Annotated in this window: 13 protein-coding genes; 7 read left to right on the forward strand and 6 right to left on the reverse strand. The window is 43.5% G+C overall.

Annotated features, from left to right (window positions below):
- The first annotated feature begins 322 nt into the window (after positions 1-322).
- Entirely contained in the window at positions 323-3136 is a 2814-nt protein-coding gene (locus tag F6J94_RS11800; RefSeq protein ID WP_293040076.1) for a CHAT domain-containing protein, read from the forward strand.
- 63 nt (positions 3137-3199) lie between these two features.
- Here the strand turns inward: F6J94_RS11800 and F6J94_RS11805 are convergent, their stop codons facing one another.
- From F6J94_RS11805 to F6J94_RS11820, 4 genes are all read right to left on the reverse strand, one after another.
- Entirely contained in the window at positions 3200-4600 is a 1401-nt protein-coding gene (locus F6J94_RS11805; RefSeq protein WP_293040077.1) for a CHAT domain-containing protein, read from the reverse strand.
- Positions 4601-5362: 762 nt separating this feature from the next.
- Positions 5363-6274 carry a spondin domain-containing protein gene (locus tag F6J94_RS11810; protein ID WP_293040078.1) on the reverse strand — a complete coding sequence of 304 codons (912 nt, stop codon included), beginning with the start codon at positions 6272-6274 and terminating at the stop codon, positions 5363-5365.
- Positions 6275-7134: 860 nt separating this feature from the next.
- On the reverse strand, positions 7135-8196 hold the full coding sequence (bchI, locus tag F6J94_RS11815) for a magnesium chelatase ATPase subunit I (RefSeq protein ID WP_293040079.1): 1062 nt from the start codon (positions 8194-8196) through the stop codon (positions 7135-7137).
- A 75-nt stretch (positions 8197-8271) separates the two neighbouring features.
- Positions 8272-9036: a DUF429 domain-containing protein gene (locus tag F6J94_RS11820; RefSeq protein ID WP_293040081.1), complete on the reverse strand. Its 765-nt coding sequence runs from the start codon at positions 9034-9036 to the stop codon at positions 8272-8274.
- A gap of 254 nt (positions 9037-9290) precedes the next feature.
- Between F6J94_RS11820 and F6J94_RS11825 the strand changes: the two genes are divergently transcribed.
- On the forward strand, positions 9291-9506 hold the full coding sequence (locus F6J94_RS11825) for a hypothetical protein (RefSeq protein ID WP_293018490.1): 216 nt from the start codon (positions 9291-9293) through the stop codon (positions 9504-9506).
- A 26-nt stretch (positions 9507-9532) separates the two neighbouring features.
- Here the strand turns inward: F6J94_RS11825 and F6J94_RS11830 are convergent, their stop codons facing one another.
- Complete coding sequence (locus F6J94_RS11830; RefSeq protein WP_293040083.1) at positions 9533-11794, reverse strand: molybdopterin oxidoreductase family protein; 2262 nt, start codon at positions 11792-11794, stop codon at positions 9533-9535.
- Positions 11795-12466: 672 nt separating this feature from the next.
- Positions 12467-13987: an MFS transporter gene (locus F6J94_RS11835; protein WP_293018484.1), complete on the reverse strand. Its 1521-nt coding sequence runs from the start codon at positions 13985-13987 to the stop codon at positions 12467-12469.
- 969 nt (positions 13988-14956) lie between these two features.
- On the opposite strand from F6J94_RS11835, the gene F6J94_RS11840 reads away from it, so the two are divergent.
- The 5 genes from F6J94_RS11840 to F6J94_RS11860 all read left to right on the forward strand — a co-directional run bounded on the left by F6J94_RS11840 (position 14957) and on the right by F6J94_RS11860 (position 21162).
- Positions 14957-15991, forward strand: a complete 1035-nt coding sequence (locus F6J94_RS11840; protein WP_293040086.1) for an aspartate-semialdehyde dehydrogenase — start codon at positions 14957-14959, stop codon at positions 15989-15991.
- Positions 15992-16216: 225 nt separating this feature from the next.
- A complete protein-coding gene (gene dapA / locus F6J94_RS11845) occupies positions 16217-17101 on the forward strand; it encodes a 4-hydroxy-tetrahydrodipicolinate synthase (RefSeq protein WP_293040088.1) in 885 nt (294 codons plus the stop codon).
- A gap of 351 nt (positions 17102-17452) precedes the next feature.
- Positions 17453-19213: a ribonuclease J gene (locus F6J94_RS11850; RefSeq protein WP_293021094.1), complete on the forward strand. Its 1761-nt coding sequence runs from the start codon at positions 17453-17455 to the stop codon at positions 19211-19213.
- Positions 19214-20112: 899 nt separating this feature from the next.
- Positions 20113-20490: a Mo-dependent nitrogenase C-terminal domain-containing protein gene (locus F6J94_RS11855; RefSeq protein WP_070394323.1), complete on the forward strand. Its 378-nt coding sequence runs from the start codon at positions 20113-20115 to the stop codon at positions 20488-20490.
- 60 nt (positions 20491-20550) lie between these two features.
- A complete protein-coding gene (locus F6J94_RS11860) occupies positions 20551-21162 on the forward strand; it encodes a hypothetical protein (protein ID WP_367142197.1) in 612 nt (203 codons plus the stop codon).
- The last annotated feature ends 94 nt before the right edge of the window (positions 21163-21256 follow it).

Below are 21256 nucleotides of genomic sequence, written 5' to 3' on the forward strand. Positions count from 1 at the left end.
CTGCCATCGCAAACCTAGACCAAGGGATGCGATGGCAGCAAGGAGATTTACTAGAGGCTAATATCGGCTGGGGCTTGCAGTTGGTGGATGTTGAAACTAGAGATAGAACGTTACAGGAAGATGGATTCTACTTTTCGTTGATTTTTAGACCATTTTGAACAGAAAAATAAAAATTATAGATTCTAATGAATATAGCGTTTTTGATAGCGATGAGGTGCAGTAAGGGAGAAAATCAGCCATGGTAAAAAAAAAGATATATTGTGGTAGTATAGGTAGAGTAAATCGTAAATCCTTAGGGTTGAGGATAAAGAGGTGGATAAGGTTGCCTCTGATTGCTCTGCTAACAGCATTACTGTGCAATTTAGTACCTCCGGTTTTAGCAAAAATCCCACAAACCTTTAAGGTTGAAGGGTTGGAGGTTGAAGGGGTTGAAGGGTTGAAGGTTGAAAGGTTGAATGTTGAAGGGGATATTGCTCTTAAAGGGACAAACCTGAAACCGGCTAACCTACCCTACTCGAACGCCAAAGGCGAACAAGCTGTTAACTTTAAACCTGATAACTTTAAACCTGCTAACTTTAAACCTGATAACTTTAAACCTGCTAACCTTCAACCTGCTAACTTTAAAATTTCCACGTTACTTAAACAGGGCAAAGGTCTCTACGATTCAGGTAGATTCGCCGAAGCAGTAGATGTTTTAGAACAAGCTCTTGAGAGTAATCAAACTCAGGGAGATAAACTCTCAGAAGCGATGGTGTTAAGTAATCTCTCGTTGGCTTATCAGCAACTGGGGTTATGGACTCAAGCCAAGAATGCGATCGCTAATAGTGAAAAAATATTGCGCTCTATAAAACCCACCGATAAGTCTACAGCATACTTACAACTGCTGGCGCAATCCCTAATGATAAAAGGAAGTATTGAGCTTGGTTCATCAGAAGCCAAAGCAGCAATGGAAAGTTGGGAGCAAGCTGCGGTAACTTATGGTGAATTAGGGGATGAAGCCGGTCAGATTCGGAGTCGGATTAATATAGCGCAAGCCCTACAAGAATTAGGACTGTATAAGCGGGCGTTAAATCTACTCAATCAGGTCGAGGAATCGTTAACTGCTCAACCTGACTCTTTGAACAAAGCGATAGGATTGCGATCGCTTGGAAATATGCGTCAATTAGTAGGAGAGCTGAGTCAATCCCGGGAAACCTTAGAAAAAAGCTTAGAGATTGCCCGAAACTTACCATCGTCTGAAGAGATTAGCGCTACATTATTTAGCTTAGGGAATACAGCACGGGCTCAGCAAGAATTAGACGAAGCTATTGATTACTATCAACAAGCATTCGATGAGTCATTAGATCCAATCACTAAGCTTGAAGCCCAATTAAATCAACTTAGCTTATTGATTGACAATAAAAGGATTGCGCAAGCACAAGCATTAATTCCTCAAATCTGGCCTCAACTGGAATCCTTACCTCTGAGCCGCCGCAGTATCTATCTGAGGATTAATTTTGCTCAAAGCCTAATGAAGGATGAAGTCAGAAGTATCAAGGATGAAAGAAATGTTCAGACTTCAGCCAAGAGACTTCAGCTTTCGGCTAAGACTGGGGTTGAGCCTTCTTATGAAATTGCGAAAATCCTAGCTACTGCAGTACAACAGGCTAAAGCATTGGGAGATAAGCGAGCGGAAGCTTATGCTCTTGGTAGTCTAGGTCAACTCTATCAGAAGAATCAGCAGTTACCAGAGTCTCAAGACCTGACTCAACAAGCCTTAAAGTTAGCTCAAGAAATCAATGCTCCAGATATTAGCTATCGCTGGCAATGGCAACTAGGACGTATTTTGAAACAGCAGGGGGAAGAGCAAAATGCGATCGCAGCTTACACCGAAGCAGTTAACACTCTCAAGTCTCTACGGAGTGACCTAGTAGCTGTTAACCAAGAGGTCAGGTTTACATTTCGAGAGAGTGTAGAGCCAGTCTATCGAGAATTCGTGCAATTACTGCTGCAATCAGACAGCAGGAATTCCAATCCCGACAACTTGGAAAAAGCCCGTGAGATCATTGAGTCACTGCAGCTAGCCGAACTAGATAACTATTTTCGCTCAGCCTGTTTAAACGCTACTCCTGTAGTGATTGATCAAGTCATCGACCAAGTTGATACTAAAGCAGCATTAATTTATCCTATCATATTACCAGAAAGCGTGGATATCATTATCCGCTTACCCCAACAACAACTGCGCCACTATAGAACAGAGCTTGCCCAAGACCAAACTGAATCTACTCTGGAAGAACTGCGTAAGTTTTTACAGCAGGTTCATCGACGGGCATTTTTACCAATGTCGCAGCAGGTATACAATTGGGTAATCCGACCGATTGAAGAGGATTTAGCTAACTCTCAAGTAGACACCCTAGTATTTGTTCTTGATGGAGCCTTGCGCAATATTCCCATGGCAGCACTTCACGACGGTAAGCAGTATTTAGTCGAGAAGTATAGTATAGCGCTAACCCCTGGACTAGATTTAATGAATCCCGAGCGCTTAGTCAGGGAAGATATCAAAGTCCTAACGGCTGGGTTGTCTGAATCCCGTCGGGGATCTGTACCTTTGCCGTTTGTAGAAGTAGAGCTAGAGAAAATTAAGGCTCAAGTTCCTAGTGAAATCCTCCTCAATCAGGACTTTACTGAAACCAGGTTTGAAAATTATTTGGAAGCAGCTACTTTCCCAGTAGTACACATTGCTTCCCATGGTCAATTTAGCTCTGAAGCTGAGAAGACTTTCATTATGACCTGGGATAGTAATATCAATGTTACTGAATTGAAGGAATTACTGCAAACTACAGACCTACGGCAACCCACTCCGATCGAATTACTGGTGCTGAGTGCATGCCAAACAGCAACTGGGGACAAGAGAGCGGCTCTGGGTATAGCTGGTGTAGCGATAGAAGCAGGAGCACGTAGTACCCTTGCTACTATTTGGTTAGTAGATGATGAAGTCACAGCTGTGTTAATGAATCGGTTTTACCAGGAACTTACTGACAAATCAATCTCAAAAGCTGAAGCCCTCAATCGCGCCCAAAAATCAATTTTACAAGACCCAAGCTATGAACACCCTTATTTCTGGGCTCCTTATATCATGGTAGGGAATTGGTTGTAATAGCTGAAGCATTCAGTGGTCAGCTATCAGCTATCAGCTGATAGCTGATACAAGAGCAAGCTATCACCAAGGATTACCAACTAAAGTAAAAGCCGCCCAATAATATGGATGGGATAAATCTTCATAGTTGAGAGATTCTAGTTCTGGAGGTAACGATACATTTGGTCGATCAGTAACACTAGCCAAACTTACCGTTTGTTTCAACATCCCGATCTGAGCTTGTCGCAACGCTTCAGCCTTAATTGGTACAGTTTTAAGAGACTGATAAAATTCATTCATCAGCACTAGGGTTCCACCATCGCTGACAGACCACAAACTAGCTACTGCTGACTTGACATTGGCGCGAACCGCTAATCCCGCAAAGCCTAACTCAGCCTCTTTATCCCCGATGGCAGTTTGACAAGAACTCAGCACCAATAATTCTACCACTGGTGAGTGCCAACGCAATTCAGTGAATATATCTAAAGTCAGTTTACTATTCCAAAACTGAATATAAGACTTGTTTGGTTTTCCCGCCTGGAAGTCTGAATGAGTTGCCAGGTGCAGGATTTGAAAATTCTTATGATATCCCAGTTGCCACTGTAGATTAGTTAGGGTAAAATCTTTATTGAGGAAAGATTTTCCTTGCCAGGGATATTGGGTGATAACAGATAACTCTACTGGCACAGCAGGTAAAGGATTGTGATCATTAAATTCTGATGCTCCCATAGCCAAAACTTGGGAATTTTTCAGGTCGGTATAGACAGTATCTGTTAATTTGAAGGCAGGAATCAGGGCTAAACTATACTTTTCCACCAGAAACTCTTGGCCATCATGTAAGGCAGCAAAGGGCAGGTGGCGTAACCCCCCACCTAGACAAAAAATTAGATTGTTGATGCCTTGAGCTTTAAGGTCTGGTTCCACAGGCTCAATGATCCACTGATAGAGTTGTTGAGCTACTGGTAGATAATGTTTAGAGTGCCTACGAATAGGATTAGTAATAGTTTGGATAAACTCTTGCACTAGACTCAACAGAGCTTCCTTATTGGCTGCGGAGACACGCTTGTGAATGGGCTTACCTTCTGGTGTAATTAATACCAGCTCTAGTTGGTGCGATCGCGGAACCATGTAGATAAGACCAGGCTTTTGACCAGTTTGATTGGTGATTTTGCCAAGAGTATCAGCAATTTCCTCGACAGTGATGGATTGGTCAGGGAAATTGATGTCTAGGTGATTCTGATATTGTTTTTCCCAAGTTTGTTCAATTAAAGGTACTGCTTCTACTACTTGGTTATTGTCCAGGGCTGTTCCAAAGTTGGGGGGATTAACAGCTGGTGATTGAGCAATAGTTTGAGTAAGAGCATTGGAGCCAATATTGTTAGACATTGGCTTAGTGACTTGTGCTTGCACCGAAAGAGCACTGATAGTTCCGGTGAAGTGTAGTGTCGCTAGGAACCAGCTAAAGCTAGTCGCTATTCGTTTCATAGTTACCTCACTGAGAAAAGCAAACGTAAGTAGTAAACGTAAGTATTTAGCGAACGCGCCCCGCGTGACCTACGGTCAATCGAGCTACGCGCACGTTACACGAACGCACTTACACACTCAGCTTTGGAATCAAGCAAAACTTAGGAATTTGGCTGAAAGTGGCGAATATATAAGTTTTTCTTGACAAATCTCCGTTTTTCGGATTATCCTGATTAGGATTAGCTGAAAGCTAAACGCTAAACGCTGAATACTTACGATTAGAAAGAGCAAAACTGACAGCAGATGGATTTTTGCTCCATCTGTCAGAATAGTCAATCTTTCTTAAAGCCAAGCATAATAGTAATCCTATAGAAATGGTGAAAAGTGATCGGTCTGACCCAAAACTGCCCAACTGAGAACTCAAAACTGAGAACTCAGGATAAGAGTAGTGTTCACCTAGGAATTAGGATGGCTAATTAGGATTGCTCTATATTACCTATCACCCTTAACTTGGTTATTTATGCAAGGAGTTGAATAGTTTTCTCAGTTAACCAGGCTAGTCAGGGCAAACGCATCTAAATTCTAGAAGCCTTACTCAGAAGGGATGCAGCGCGGTCTTGGGGGAAACCCCAAGACCGCGCTGCATCCCTTGATTAAATCAGGAAAAAAAACCTGAAACTCTTTCCCCTTCTGCCTTCTGCCTTCTGCCTTCTGCCTTCTGCCTTGCTGTTGTGCAATTTAAATGTACAACAGCTTAGTTTGTCACCCCTTCAAACAAAAGAGTTATCTGCTGCGACCAACTCGACGACGTAATATTGATAAACCACCTAGTAATAACAGTCCTGTAATTGTGGCTGGTTCTGGGACTTTTTCAATGGTAATCCGGGCTACCTGAAAACCTGGTGTGGTGAAATCAGCGTTGGCAAAGAATCCATCTCCAAAATCTAAAACACCACCGCTACCTGCTGGTAGAAAACCAGGATGAGGCAGAACAACACCGTTTTCATCAATACCATTCCCAACTTCAGCAAAAGTAAATGGTACATTCAAAGGACTCTCATCGTTCACTTCTGTACCAGCATCCCAAACCTGGTCACCTAGAACAATGAAGTCTGCACCAGTAAATTTACCATCACCATCAAAGATTGCGATTGGGTTATCGTTAGCAATAAAAGCGTCGTTACTAGGGAAGTACATTGCACCGTAGCTGAAGAAGGAGTTGCTAGCTAAATCTTCATCCAGCTTGATTTTTGTCGAGACAACATCCCCAGGAAAAAGACCTGCAGGGTTATCTATAACTATACCTTGAACACCACCGTTTTGACCAGCAGCACTGTCAGCAAACAGACCAGCAATACGTGAACTTTGGGGTGGGACATCGTTGGTATCAAGACCTAGTTCTATCGCAAATTCAACTAAACCAGGAACAGTAGCTTCAAGACCTGTGATAGCATCTTCTGCTAAGGCTTCTATTCCAGAAGAAGCAGATTCGCCAATATTAAAACTATCAAAACTACCATCATGAAAACCAAACCAAACAGGAGTGACAACAGCACCATTTTCTGGTGTCAAATTCTCAACAGTTACCTTAAGAGTCACAGCGTTTGCCGTTGAGGCTATGGTCACTGTTGAGCCAACAGTCAGTAAACTAGCTAAGAAAACTGCCTGGTTTTTAAAACCTTTGATGACATCCATAATCACTAAATTGAATTAACTATTTAGAGCTAATTTGTAAAGTAAATATTAAGAATCCTGAAAACCTTGCTATGATTGTCTTTTGGGTATTAAATAGTTCAATTGTTCTAGTTTAGCCCAAGCCTTATCCTACAAGGATTACAGCGAGTTTACAAATCAGCTCTTATCGCTAGCTTTAAATTAGTACAATCAAATTCCTTGATCAATCTCTAATTAAAAAGCTTTATGGAAAAAATAATTTTGACGGATATTTAGTAAAGTTATGACAAATGTGAAAATAATTACAACTGAACTTTTTAGTTCAGTTGTAAAATAGTACAACTCAAACTCTATTACTGTAGGGGATGTAGCGATTGAGTTCCTTAAATTATGTGCCCATGTAGGTTTGAGCTTGATCCTCGCAATCAAGGAGCTTCGCTTCAAATCCTTTTCAGGAGTCGATCCCTAAATGTACCCAGTAGCGGTAGTTAAAAAATGGCTGGAAAGCGATCTAGGTAAGGGTTTTTCTGAAAGCGCTGGAGGGAAATTCAGTTTCAAGAGAGTAAACGCAAGAATCAATAAGCCTAGGCTTATTGATAAAAAGACCGCGCTATTCTTAACAACTTAACTCTATTGCGAGTAAAGTTCTACGAAATTATAGGGGTTTCGAGCCACTATCAATCGATATCCAGCCAATGCACATTATAGGCAATTTTTTCTTGCGCTTACCCTGACCACCATACCGAGGGTAGACTTACGGGCAAGTCTTCAACCCCGGCATCCGACACCTACCTGCTGAGTTTTTGCGATCGCATTGGGGCAATATCACCCATTACCTATTAACTATTACTAATTAATCATTGCGCTATAGTAACTCAATCTTATTCAGCTGCTTCAACCCCAAAAACACGGTTAAAGGATTTGAGAACCTTATATCCTGAATCAATCGACTCCAGGGGGTCTTTACGCAAGCGGTGCCGTAAACATAAGGTAATCACCCGGCGGATATCATCCACTGTAACTTCAGTTCGTCCTTCAAATGCAGCCAGAGCCTTAGCCGCACGATTAGTTACAATATCACCCCTGAGTCCATCCACATCCAGTTCTGAGCAAACTTCTGAAATATTCACCCGAAAGTCGTAGTCCATTTCTACTTCAGCAAGTCGCTCTTGAGCCATTACTATCTGTTTCTGTAAGGCTTCTTGCTCAGATTGGTGTTGTTCAATATATTGGTTAGGATTTTGATCAAACTCTCCCCGTTCTTCCACAATTTTGACTCGCAGCACTGGTTCTTTGACTGTACGGATTTCCGCGTGCATCCCAAAGCGGTCTAGTAACTGGGGTCGTAATTCTCCTTCTTCTGGGTTACCAGAACCTACTAATACAAAGCGAGCAGGGTGGCGAATGGATATGCCTTCCCGTTCTACAGTATTCCAACCACTAGCAGCGGAGTCTAGGAGTACATCCACTAGGTGGTCATCGAGCAGGTTAACCTCATCGACATAGAGGATGCCTCGATTAGCTTTAGCCAACAGTCCTGGTTCAAAAGCTTTGACACCTTCAGATAAGGCTTTTTCTATATCGATTGTACCACAAACCCGGTCTTCGGTTGCTCCTAACGGTAAATCTACCATGGGAACTTTTTTCTTGACCGTTGTCCTAGATGCAGCTGCTCCATTACCATTGCCCATCCAGTCAGGTTCCTGAGGGTCACTGTTGAAAGGGTCTTCAGCAACTACATCGATTTCTGGTAATAAATCAGCTAAGGCACGAATAGTAGTAGATTTGCCTGTGCCGCGATCGCCCATGATCATTACTCCCCCAATCTTGGGATCGATCACATTTAGGAGCAATGCCAGTTTCATTTCTTCCTGACCGACAATGGCAGTGAAAGGAAACACTAGGCGGCGAGTAGTCTTGGGCGCTTGGGCAGTAGGACTCACTGGGATTACTTTATTGTTATGGTTGATTTTTCTCGACGATTACTATTTTGCCATAGTGCGTGCCTTGAGAGTTGATCAGTCTTTTCCGTTTCGACAGGGGGTAATAATATACCCAGTTGTTGCATCTCCTAATACCCAATTAAATTCAGTTCCCCAATACCACCAGTAGGCTGCTACATAAGCGCAGATGATACTATCTAGCTGGTCTTCAGCAGCTTTGAGGGCTTTGCCGGTAGTGGGGATGTGGGGGAAAAACGAACTGCAAAGACTAGAAGTCAGGGGCGAGGATGATAGGGAGTTGAGAGCAGGGGTAAGGCTAGGTAGGATATCGAGAATATATTGACGAAGTTTGATTAGTTCAGCATGTCTTTCCCTTAGTTTCCCTTTTTTGTATTTGAGAATGCGATTGAGGTTGAATAGCTGGACGATGGCGGGATGGGGGAAGACTTCAATTTGGTAGCGCCCTAGTTTTTGGGGAGTGATGGTTGGGGCATGGATAAATTGCCGTTGTTCTAGGCTAAGACCAAATTCTATAGTGCGCTGGGCGAAGGGGCGTTGGAGGTTGGCGGGATAGCACCCGGCATGATAGCGCCCAAAGTATTTATGGGTCAGTCTATCCGGTAGACGCATTCCTGTAGGGTTGGGAATCAGGGTAGGAGCGTCTACTGCTACCATGGCGGGTTCTGGAGATGGTGACCAATGGTCTATCCAGTTCAGGATATCTGTGATTGACTCTTTGCGGTCTAAATCTAGCAGGTTTAGGGTGCCGTCAAACCAATCTAAGCAACAAAGACCAGTTGCTCCAGAAGTCCAGCCAAGGTCTATGCCTAAAAACCTCATAACTTACTGTATTTCACAAAAATTAATTAAATTCAGTAACTAATGTTACTTTTTGTGTTTTTATTTGGTAAATCTAGCTACTTTTTCCAAAAATTTTTGTATGATTCAAAATGTAAAGGATTTTAGTGCATCAAAAAATACCAAGTTGCCGACTGTCCCTGCAACTTGGCATGAATAGGAACAATGCACTGCATCCTCAAAGACAACAGTGAAATATCCCTATATTCGTACACATCTATTCTGAGGTTTTAGTCATGAGCATGCAAGAGCTTAGCAGCACAACCCAGTCTCATGTTGTAACTACACACTGGCAGCATCCAGTCAGGATGACTATGCTGATAGTTTTGTGCTCCTTGGTGATGGGGTTAGTGCCGTTTATGTCTATTTCAAATCTTGCCCAGACACAAACCCAGACTCCAATCACCCTTGGTGAGGCAGGTCTTTGGGAAACTCTCGGAGAGCGGAATTAAGAATGGAAGGTTAAAACTTTTAACAATTACCTAAAAACTTTGAGCTTTTGTAAAATCGGTGTTCCTAATGGCTCTTGGTTGGGATTTTGCGATCGCATACTGTCAGTTTCACTGATGGGCACCAAGTTGACAGCACAGGCTTTTAATTCTGGTTCTAGGGAAATGGGACAAGATTCAGGATGGGTCAGAGCATTAGCTTCTGCCTGATTTGCCCACAAAGCTCCCCAGTGCATGGGGGCAAAGACTGTACCAGGAGTAATCGCTTTAGTGACTTGAGCTGGGAAGCGGCAAGTTCCGCGACGCGATCGCACTTCTACCCAACCCCCATCTTTAATCCCCAGCTTCTGGGCATCACGGGGATGAATTTCTAGTAACGGATTGGGGTACATTTTGGTAATTTTCTCAATCCTGCCGGTGCGGGTTTGAGTGTGCCAGTGACCATAGAGTCTGCCAGTTGTCAGAACCAAAGGATACTCTTCCTCGGGGGGTTCTGCCAGTCCTTTAGAATGGAAGGCAGCAAATTTTGCCTTGCTATCTGGCGTATTGAATCGGAAGTCAGTATAAAGCCGTTTGCCAGTATTTAGTGCTGATTGCTGATTGCTCAGTGACTCAGAAGACTCTTGGTTTTGGAACTCCTCAGGGCAGGGCCATTGAATCGGACCGTTTTTCCGTAAGCGCTCGTGACTAAGTCCAGTCATGTCACAAAGTCGTCCACGGGTAAGTTGGACAAATTCCCGATAGACAGCGGCAGAGTCAGTAAAGTCAAATTCTTTAGTAAAGCCGAGGCGACGCCCTACTTCCGCAAAGATTTCCCAATCCGGTCTGGCTTCTCCTGGTGGATTACGGAATTGGGGGCAAAAGGTGACAACTCGCTCAGAGTTAGTCATAGCGCCAGTCTTTTCACTCCACTGGGCTGCTGGCAGCAAGACATGAGCATAGGCAGCGGTTTCAGTGGGGTAGTAGGCATCTTGATAGACAGTAAAGGAGGATTTTCTTAGGGCTGCCTTAGTTCGTTCAATATCCGGCATACTCACAGCTGGGTTAGTGGCAGCAATCCACAAGAAACCAACTTCTCCTGTTTCTAGACCTTTGATCATGCTCCAAGCATCAAGACCAGGATTGGGGGAAATTGTCCCTGGCTTGAGTTTCCATAACTGTTCCACCTCACTGCGGTGTTGGGGATTCTTTACTACCCGATAACCCGGTAAGATGTGAGCCAGTCCTCCAGCTTCTCGTCCTCCCATCGCATTAGGTTGACCAGTTAGAGAAAATGGTCCTGCTCCTGGTTTACCAATGTTGCCTGTCATCAGGTGCAGATTAATGATGGTGCGGACTTTAGCAGTACCTTCTGATGATTGGTTGACCCCCATTGACCACAAAGACAGGACACGCTTCGATTTTGCCCAGTAGCGAGCAGCTTCCTCAAGTTCATGCACCGGTATACCACATCTTTCGGCAACGATATCCGGTGGATAGTTGATAATTACCTGAGCGTATGCGGAGAATTCGCTGGTACACTCCTCAATAAATTCAGTGTCCAGTTTACCCCAGCGCAATAGTAAGTGAGCAATACCATTGAGTAAATCAATGTCAGTACCCGGTTTAATCGCTAGATGTAAGTCAGCCAGCTTAGCGGTAGACGTGCGGCGAGGGTCTACCACTATCATTTTAACATGACGATGCTTTTTGTGATGCTTACGCAAACGATTAAATACAATCGGGTGACAGTCTGCTGTATTAGTCCCAATCAAAAAGGCACAGTCAGTTAATTCTAGATCGTCATAGCAGCAGGGAGGACCATCGGAACCAAAACTTTGGATGTATCCAGCTACAGCTGAGGACATACACAGGCGGGAATTAGCATCAAAGTTATTGGTACCAAGACAACCTTTGAGCAATTTCTGAGCAATATAGTAGTCTTCGGTTTGGAACTGACCGGAACCGTACATACAAATTGCTTCTGGTCCTTGGGTGAAACGAACCGTCTGAATCCGATTCACTACTCGGTCTAGGGCTTGATCCCAACTCACTCGCTGAAATGGTTGATCTAGGGAATCCCGAATCATGGGATACTTGAGGCGGTCTTTATCCAGAGACTCAGTTACAGTGGCACCTTTGACACAAACCATACCCTGGCTTGAGGGATGAGAGCGATCGCCTCTAACTTTCCAAATCGGATTGCCTTGACTATCTCGATAGGTAGCACGACCAGAACCAGCTGGAGGTAATACTTCCAGACCACAGCCAACCCCACAGTAGGGACATAGTGTCTTAGCTGAGTCAGTCATGATTTTTACCCCCAATTTTTTTTGAGTCTTTTTAGTATATTTTGTGACTAGATTAAATATTTTTGCAATTAATTTTTAATTAATAATTCTTATATCAAATATCAGCTATTTATAACAAACGTTTATATCAAATCAATCATCAATTAGTTAATCAATTAGTTAGTTCGTTAGTACTTAGCTAGTTACCTAAATTATTTAGCTGATTTATGCTGTTATACGAGCAATCATATCCTCTTTTCCAGAGGCTTTTACGAAAGTTTTCGTTAATTCAAAATCTGGCTCAGTGCTGAAGAGCTGGAAGAGCTGATAGCTAAAGGCTGAGGTAAGCATTCAGCGGTCAGCCGTGAGCCATTCGCGTAGCGTGGCCAACGGCCAAGGATCACGCTACTTGAGGTGCTGTCAGCCTTCAGCTAAAAGCTCACGCTATGGAACCGTCAGCTGATGTAACAGAGATTAAACCAATGCTTACTTGTTTTATTCAAAAGCACCTCAAGTACCTCATTAGCTGATAGCTGATAGCTGAATGCTTACAGGCTGAGGATTTTTTTACCTTGTTTAATAAGCAATTATTCCGTCGGGTTTGGGGCAATCTTAATTAAGATTGCCCCACTTCTATCTAGATATTTTTCAGCCATCTAGTGTAGAGTGCTTTCAACTAGACCCACCAAGGAACTAGTTCATCACGTCTCCAGTTTCCATAGCAGCTGGGCTAGCAGCAGTAGCGTATTCTTCTTCCCCTTCATGGAGCTCAGCAAAGGAACCCTTAGGTTCTTTCAATACTAGGAAGCACAGGAAGGCAACAACCAAAGCTGTAACACCCAACACCTGGAAGAATATGCGGTTACCCACATCTCCTGCTGGCAATAAACTAAAGATAGTCAGGTAAGCAACAGCACCAACGTTTCCGTAAGCACCCACGTTACCAGCCACCTGACCGGTGATCCGTCGCTTAACCAGAGGTACGATGGCAAAGGTAGAGCCTTCTCCAGCTTGCACAAAGAAGGAACAAGCCATGGTCAGCAGTACCGCACCAGGAAGCCACCAGCCTCCTTTCACCGTACTGAAAATCAGATAGCCAATACCCATACAGAATGTTAGAACTGCCATGGTCATCTTGCGGCTACCCAGTTTATCAGAGATTAAGCCGCCACCAGGACGGGACATCAAGTTCATGAAAGCGTAGCTAGCAGCAATCATCCCCGCTGCTTGTTTACTCAGTCCGAAGGTGCCTTCAAAGAAGGCAGGGAGCATAGAAACTACAGCTAATTCAGAACCGAAGTTAACAACGTAGGTCAACTCTAGAATGGCAACTTGAGAAAAATTGAAGCGGTCTTCAGGAGGATAGCGCTTACGACCTGCTAACAAATCTTTGTTAACTGCCCAGCAGTTGTAAGCTTGGAACAGATACAACCCAAGTAGACCAGCCCAGACGATATATAGAACATTTTGCTCGAAAAAGCCTACTTTATTCAAGCGCCAAGCCAGAACACCAAGAATGATAGATAGAGGAGCATTCATCACCATCAGAAACCAGAAGTCTTTCTTAGTGGTGACTTCCATTCCTCTGGCGCTTTTGGGCTTCTGATAAACTTTGCCTGGGGGAGTATCTTGGACGTTAAAATAATAGAGGACACCATAGAGAGCAGCGATAATCCCAGTACCAGCAATGGAAAAGCGCCAGTTGAGACCTGGACTGCCAAAGGCTAAAAAAGCGGCAATGGTAGGTAGGGTAAAGGCTGCTGCTGCAGAACCAAAGTTACCCCAGCCCCCGTAAATCCCTTCGGCTAAACCAATTTCTTTGGGAGGGAACCATTCTGCCGTCATCCGGATGCCAATCACAAAACCTGCACCTACGATACTCAGTGCCAAGCGGCTAATCACCAGTTGGCTAAAGTTCTGTGCCGAGGCAAAAGCAATACAAGGTATTGCTGCATACATCAGCAACAGGGAGTAGGTGATTCTTGGTCCGTATTTATCTAACAGCATCCCGATGATGATACGGGCAGGCACTGTCAGGGCAACGTTACAAATTGCGATGGTTCGGATTTGACCTACTTCGAGACCGAAGTCTGATTTCACCTGTGTTGCTAGGGGTGCTAAGTTGAACCACACTACAAACGACAGGAAGAAAGCAAACCAGGTCATGTGGAGGATTTTATACCTACCACGAAAAGACCACATTTCTGCGAGCATCTATATACCTTTCCTCTACTCAAACTACGAAAACAGAAGATTCACGCACCAACAGCATTAGTGATAAAAGCTGAACGTTTGGGTGGATTTAGTATCCTCCAAAAACTACTCCAAAGAATCCCTTTCAAAACAATCCAGCTGATCGGTTGCCATCAACTTGCTGACTGATTAAAGTTACCTATTAGTTTGAATACTATAGCTTATTGGTTTAGGGTAATTCTTTCGGAATTGATTGCTAAAGTACTCGCCCATAGATACGTAGGTGGTTACTACAGCCTTTAAGCAAGCTCTTAGTCGATCAGAGCTTTTTAAGTGTACCTAACACGCCAGTCGATGACTCTGGCCTGAGCTTAATAGGGCAGTGTGAGGGATTAAACTCGCGCTAATTGATAAGTTTATTAATATTTGGGCATTCCAGGCATTTTATTAAGACGCCAATGGGCTATAGCGAACAGGGTAAGGGAAAGAATCAATAAGGAGGCATTATTTACAACAATATTGATAAAAAAGTGCAATAGTCCTGAAAATCAAGGCTTAAGAGCTGATTCGTAAACTCGCTGTAATCATTGTAGGATAAGGCTTGGGCTCAAATATAACATTTGAACTATTTAATACCCAAAAGACAATCATAGCAAGGCTTTCATACTTCTTAAGATTTACTTGACGAATCAGCTCTAATATGGTCGTAATTCTTCCTTATTATCACATTTGGGATCAATTTTTATAGAGATTACCTGCTATACCGAACCGTTATCAGAGGTTAAATACCTAGTAAGGTAAAAAAAATTTAGATACTCTTAAAGAATGCACTAGACCTCTGGCAAAAGTATTTTTTTGATACTGTTTTCGTCAATTATTGTTACTGTTTTATGTCTCCTGTATCCTATCTCCTGACAACTGTCGCGAAGTCTACTGATTAAATTATCAAAAGATTAAGTATGTTGAATTGAATGAGTGGAGGAAAGTCATTTGTCTAGTCAAGTTCGCGTTGCCATCTTAGGCGCAACTGGTGCTGTAGGTGAAGAACTACGGTTACTCTTGCAAAGCCGAAATTTACCACTGGCTGACCTTAAGCTGTTAGCCTCACCCCGCTCTGCTGGTCGTGTCATCCCCTTTCAGGGAGAAAAGTTACGAGTGGAAGCGGTGGGAGAGCACTCTTTTGATCAGGTAGATTTGGTCTTAGCATCAGCTGGGGGGGCAACGTCGAAAGCTTGGGCGGCTATTGCTGTAGAAAGTGGTGCAGTGGTCATTGATAACTCCAGTGCCTTTCGGATGGATCCACAAGTACCTCTAGTGATTCCGGAAATCAATCCAGAGGCAGCAGCAAATCATCAAGGAATTATTGCGAATCCCAATTGCACTACGATTTTAATGGGTATGGCAGTATGGCCATTACATCAGGTACAGCCAGTAAAACGCATAGTGGTAGCTACTTATCAATCCGCTAGTGGTGCTGGAATGAAAGCAATGGAAGAATTAAAATTACAGACTCAGGCAATTTTGAAAGGAGAAACGCCACCAACAGAAAGCTTTCCTTATCCCCTGGCATTTAACTTGTTTCCCCACAACTCCCCCTTAAATGAGCAGGGGTACTGTCAGGAAGAAATGAAAATGGTCAATGAAACCCGGAAAATCTTTAATGCTCCACAGTTAAGAATTAGTGCTACCTGTGTACGGGTTCCCGTACTGCGTGCTCACTCAGAAGCAGTTAACCTGGAATTTGACCAACCCATGCCAGTGGCTAAGGCAAGAGAAGTATTAGCCACTGCCCCTGGAGTAAAACTAGTAGAAGATTGGCAGGCGAACTACTTCCCTATGCCTATTGATGCGTCCGGTAATGACGAAGTACTAGTGGGTAGGATTCGACAAGACATTTCTCACCCTTGTGGTCTAGAAATTTGGTTAAGTGGAGACCAGATTCGTAAGGGTGCTGCTTTGAATGCAGTGCAAATTGCTGAGTTATTGGTAGCCAAAAATTGGCTAAAAGACATCTCCAGAAATTAGGTTTTAACCTAGATAGGATCGGGGTTTCAGATTCTTTGTCGGAGATGTGATTAGTCCTTAGTCCCTAGTCCTTAGTCCTTTGTCGGGTTTTATCAAAAGTCCTTTGTCCCTAGCAAAAAGTCTTCTGGCATAGAAGCTACACCAATGACTAATGACTAATGACTAATGACTAATGACTAATGACCAATGACCAATGACCAATAATTAATGAGGAGTTAGAAAAGGGTGGTCAATTTTGGACGTGTGCTAACGGCGATGATTACGCCGTTTAGGGAAGATAGCAGCCTCAATTATGCTGTGGCAGAGCACTTAGCAGCTCATTTGGTTGACAATGGGACAGATACTTTGGTTGTATGTGGTACGACTGGGGAATCTCCTACCCTTACCTGGGATGAAGAGTACCAGCTATTCCAAGTAGTCCAAAAAGCAGTTGCAGGTAAAGCCAAGGTAATTGCTGGAACGGGTTCAAATTCTACAAAAGAAGCGATCGCTGCTACTGAAAAAGCTGCTAAACTAGGGTTAGATGGATCATTACAAGTTGTACCGTATTACAATAAACCGCCACAGTCAGGACTATACCAACATTTCCAAGCGATCGCAAAATCGAGCCCTGACTTTCCCCTGATGCTCTACAATGTACCGGGTCGCACAGGACAAAATCTGCAACCGGAGACGATTGCTCGTTTAGCCCAAATTCCTAATATCGTAGCTCTCAAAGAGGCTAGTAGCGACTTCGAACAGACTAGTCAAATTAGGCGTTTAACCCCACCAGATTTTGCAATCTATTCTGGCGATGACTCCTTTACCCTAGCCACCCTGGCACTAGGAGGAGCAGGTGTAGTTAGTGTAGCCAGTCATCTGGTCGGTTCCCAAATCCAACAGATGATTCAAGCTTTTGAGGAGGGGAAAACTAGTGAGGCTACTCAAATTCACCTCAAGCTTTTTCCCTTATTTAAAGTACTCTTTTGTACTACCAATCCTATCCCGATCAAAACAGCACTAGAACTTCAAGGTTGGCAGGTGGGTAGTCTTCGCTCACCGCTGTGCGAGCTACCCTCTGAATTAAAATCCCGTTTAAAGGAGGTTCTGATTGAGCTGGATTTAATTTAAATAATTACTCATTTTGTACCAATTCCCTTTCATCAGATCTATCTTCGCTTTGTAAGGTAGGAAAGATGACTGAATCCTTAGCGAAGACTATGTTAGGGATTGGGAGGGAGATTAGTGAGCTATTAATTGTTTATTGAATTTTGGCTTTCTTTCTCCCTAATTTTTTACTATTCTTTTATTTTCTATTATTTTGCCGTTTATTTGCTAATAATTAGTTGATATAAAAAAGCTATACATCATTCATTCATTGCTTTATCTGTGTGATTGATTTGATCTTATATAGATCAAATCAAAGGTAATTGGGAACAGTTTTTTCATTTTTTTACTAGCAAAAAAACTCAGAGGATTCAAATGACTAAGCAAACATCTAAACCAGCTTTAAAAATTATTCCCCTAGGCGGACTCCATGAAATTGGCAAGAACACTTGTGTTTTTGAATTCAATGACGAAATCCTGCTCTTAGATGCTGGGATTGGCTTCCCTAATGATGAGATGCATGGAATTAATATCGTCCTCCCCGATATGACATATTTACGGGAAAATCGTCACAAAATCAAGGGCATGATTGTCACTCACGGTCATGAAGACCATATTGGTGGCATTCCCTATCATTTAAAGCAGTTTGATATTCCCGTGATTTATGGACCCCGCTTAGCCATGGCATTACTTCAAGGCAAGCTAGAAGAAGCTGGTGTAGCTGACCACACGGAATTGAAACGTGTAATGCCCCGTGAAACGGTACGTATCGGTTCTTCATTCCTTGTAGAATTTATTCGCAACACTCACTCGATTGCTGATAGCTTTACCATTGCCATTCATACGCCACTGGGTGTGATTATCCATACAGGTGATTTCAAAGTTGACCATACCCCTGTGGATGGAGAATTCTTCGATTTCCAAAGACTAGCGGAACATGGGGAAAAAGGGGTCTTGTGCTTGATGAGTGACTCGACTAACGCCGAAGTTCCCGGACATACTCCATCTGAACGTTCGGTTTATCCCAATCTAGAACGGGCCATTGCCCAAGCACCAGGACGAGTCCTAGTGACTACCTTTGCCTCCTCAGTTCACCGGATAAGTATAGTCCTGGATATCGCCCAAAAACAAAACCGGAAGGTGGCAATTGTGGGTCGTTCCATGCTGAATGTGATTGCCCAAGCTCGCACCTTGGGTTACATTAAATGCCCAGATGACTTGTTTGAGCCGTTAAAAGCAGTTAAAAATATAGCGCCAGAAAAAATCCTGATTCTGACAACGGGTTCTCAAGGTGAACCGCTAGCCGCAATGACTCGCATTTCTAAAGGGGAACACCGAGAAATTCAAATCCAAGCAGGGGACACAGTTGTCTTCTCTGCCAACCCCATTCCTGGTAATACAATTGCGGTGGTCAATACCATTGATCGGTTAATGAAGCTGGGAGCCAATGTTGTGTATGGTCGTAAGCATGGCATTCATGTTTCTGGTCATGGTGCTCAGGAAGACCATAAACTGATGTTGGCTCTAACACGACCAAAATTCTTTATGCCGGTTCATGGTGAACATCGGATGCTAGTTCAGCATGCCAAGATGGCTCATAGTATGGGCATCCCTGTGGAAAATACTGTGATTACCGACAATGGGGATGTGGTGGAGTTATCTGAGGACAGCATTAGTATTACAGGTAACGTCCCCTCAGGTATTGAACTGGTAGACCGCACTGGTATTGTTCATGACAATGTTATGAAAGAACGTCAGCAGTTGGCTGGAGATGGAGTAGTGACTGTAGCTGCAGCAATCAGTTGGGATGGCAAACTCCTTGCCAAGCCAGAAATTCATCTGCGGGGTGTGGTCTCACCGTTAGAAACATCCCTCCTGCAACAGTTGGTGATCAAAAGAATTGAACGGACATTAAGCGATCGCTGGTCAGATTTTGATAAATCCTTGACAGAGAAACCGACTGAAATTGATTGGGAAGGCTTGCAAAAGCAAATTGAAGCGGACCTCCAGCGTTTAGCTCGCCGGGAACTCAGGAGTCGTCCCCTGATGGTTTTCTTGCTGCAAACTCCAGAGGAACCACCAGTTAAGGTCACAGGTACACGGCGTCGGCGCTCTACTGCTAAGGTGGCATCATAAGCAGAAGGGTGAAGGTTGTTCGCCCTTGGCGTCCCTGTTGCCTTCTTTTCGTCCTTAATTCCCAACAAGACTGACTTCAACACTCAGGAAACAACTAAATGTTGAAGTCAGTCTTTTTTTTTATGACATTAGAGGCACTGATGAGTTATTCTAATCAGTGTGATGAGTTATTCTAATCAGTGTGATTACTCAATCCCTATTGCCAAATTGCCAAACTTCCGTAAGACTGACCAAGCTTGGTCATTACGGATCTTGGCAGCATATCAGTAGATGCAGTTAATTACACAGATCAGCTAATTTAACAAATACGCTAGTACACATTTAACTGATCTATTGGAATTGGTAACAGCTTTTTGGCAGTTGATGCTTAACCCTTAACAGTCAACTATGCTTTAAGCGTGCTGCTTTCAAAGCTCCGCATTTTGCCAGCTATCAGCTTTGATGCCCCTGTAGCGAAGGAGCTGACGCTGGAGTACTAAACCAAAAGCTCAGTTTATGTCCTTCGGAACTATCGCGCACCAATGGCTCCAATTGAGTAGCGTAAATGGGTATTAGCTTACCTGGTTTACACTAACTGCTATCTATAGGATTTTTCCTAACCTAGTCATGTTTGTGTCGATTGACTATATATATTTAATTCGATTTTAAGATCAGCTGCTGATATCCAGCGGCGAAAAGACCCTATTCCAATAGTGATAGGGTAAGGACAAAAAAAAGGCGGTATGCCTGTAATAACCATCAAGATCGGCTCTCCTCAGACAGAGGGGGGGTGTTATCTTGCTCTGGCAAGATATACATAAAAATGATCCTCTGTCAATCCGGTATGAGAAAGATATCTTGTGTAGTTATATTACAGGCGACTCGATTACCGCCTACTAGTAGTATCACAGGTAAAAGACATGAGTGTATCTGATTATACAATAAGTAAGCTAATCATTACAAGTCGGGTTTGGATTAACCCAGGAACAGATTCCTCCAAAATTACAATTCCTGCTTTACTCGGCAAGACCAGGAAGACTTTTGATCTGCTGGAGTCATTACGGCAGTGGCTGAACCAAATTGAGGTTGATAACCCCAAATTAGCCCACCGTCTGTGCCGACTAATTCCAGCCCAGTGTCCTTTTGAACGGCAGATTAAACTGTTCAATCGCACTCTACTTCGGATTCCACCATTGTGTAAACTCAATCCTGTCTATGATGAAGTGGTAGCCCTGCGCTTCCGAGCACTGTCTTATCTGGCCGATGAATGTGGTGAAGATATCACCTGTTACTGCTAAAATTCCGAAACGAGAATTTTAGCTGCAGGCGTCGGGAAACCGTGCCTATTAGAAAACATCATGGCCATTATTGCCCTAAAAGCCTGGTATCTCCAGAAATACGAACCCATCAAAGAATTGGAGAAACGCCACCATGACCTGCGTTTGAGCAAAAATAGTTTGCTTAAGTCAGGCTTAAGAGCAGATTTTTTGGATGATAGCCAGGATGTGAAAAACTCTGAATGGTTTAAGCGCTACCTAGCAGGGGAAAGGGTGGATTTCTACATAGAAGGTAGTGGGGGCTATGCCATTTCCAATATTGACTTGATTTCTCACGAGATTTACTTCACGAAGCGAGAGGTAATGGCACAATTGTCGCCAATAATCTTTGTGAGTTACCAGACTGAATACAGTGCCTCTAGTGAGGCTTTGCGTAGCACCCTGTCAGATACCCTAGACACTTTTAATCAGCGATCGCGTTTACCCCTAACCCTAGAAGAATCCCGACGCCCAATTGGTCAACCAATGCGCCTGGGGAGTACCCAGATGCGCAAAATCCGCAAAAGTCTGGTATTCATTGCTGATGGAACCCCGGTGGCTGGTCTAGCAACGGAAAACAAACCGTTAGTGATCCCTAGTCCCTATGTTTGTGTGGAAATCGGCTATGCTTTAACGGCTAAGCCAATGCGCTGAACTCGGCCCTTGAGGTCTTCTACCAAACGCTCAACCCGGTGTTCGAGGATCGCACGCTCGTAGTGGGTAGCTCCGAATTCGGTCGCCGGGTCAA

This window comes from Moorena sp. SIO1F2 (genome assembly GCF_010672755.1).
Classification (GTDB): Bacteria; Cyanobacteriota; Cyanobacteriia; order Cyanobacteriales; family Coleofasciculaceae; genus Moorena.

Excerpts from the sequence above, each read along its gene's own strand:
- F6J94_RS11805 (WP_293040077.1), bottom strand. The coding sequence starts at position 4,600 with ATGAAACGAATAGCGACTAGCTTTAGCTGGTTCCTAGCGACACTACAC.
- F6J94_RS11810 (WP_293040078.1), bottom strand. The coding sequence starts at position 6,274 with ATGGATGTCATCAAAGGTTTTAAAAACCAGGCAGTTTTCTTAGCTAGT.
- F6J94_RS11835 (WP_293018484.1), bottom strand. The coding sequence starts at position 13,987 with ATGCTCGCAGAAATGTGGTCTTTTCGTGGTAGGTATAAAATCCTCCAC.
- F6J94_RS11850 (WP_293021094.1), top strand. The coding sequence starts at position 17,453 with ATGACTAAGCAAACATCTAAACCAGCTTTAAAAATTATTCCCCTAGGC.
- F6J94_RS11860 (WP_367142197.1), top strand. The coding sequence starts at position 20,551 with ATGGCCATTATTGCCCTAAAAGCCTGGTATCTCCAGAAATACGAACCC.
- F6J94_RS11830 (WP_293040083.1), bottom strand. The coding sequence starts at position 11,794 with ATGACTGACTCAGCTAAGACACTATGTCCCTACTGTGGGGTTGGCTGT.
- F6J94_RS11820 (WP_293040081.1), bottom strand. The coding sequence starts at position 9,036 with ATGAGGTTTTTAGGCATAGACCTTGGCTGGACTTCTGGAGCAACTGGT.
- F6J94_RS11855 (WP_070394323.1), top strand. The coding sequence starts at position 20,113 with ATGAGTGTATCTGATTATACAATAAGTAAGCTAATCATTACAAGTCGG.
- F6J94_RS11825 (WP_293018490.1), top strand. The coding sequence starts at position 9,291 with ATGAGCATGCAAGAGCTTAGCAGCACAACCCAGTCTCATGTTGTAACT.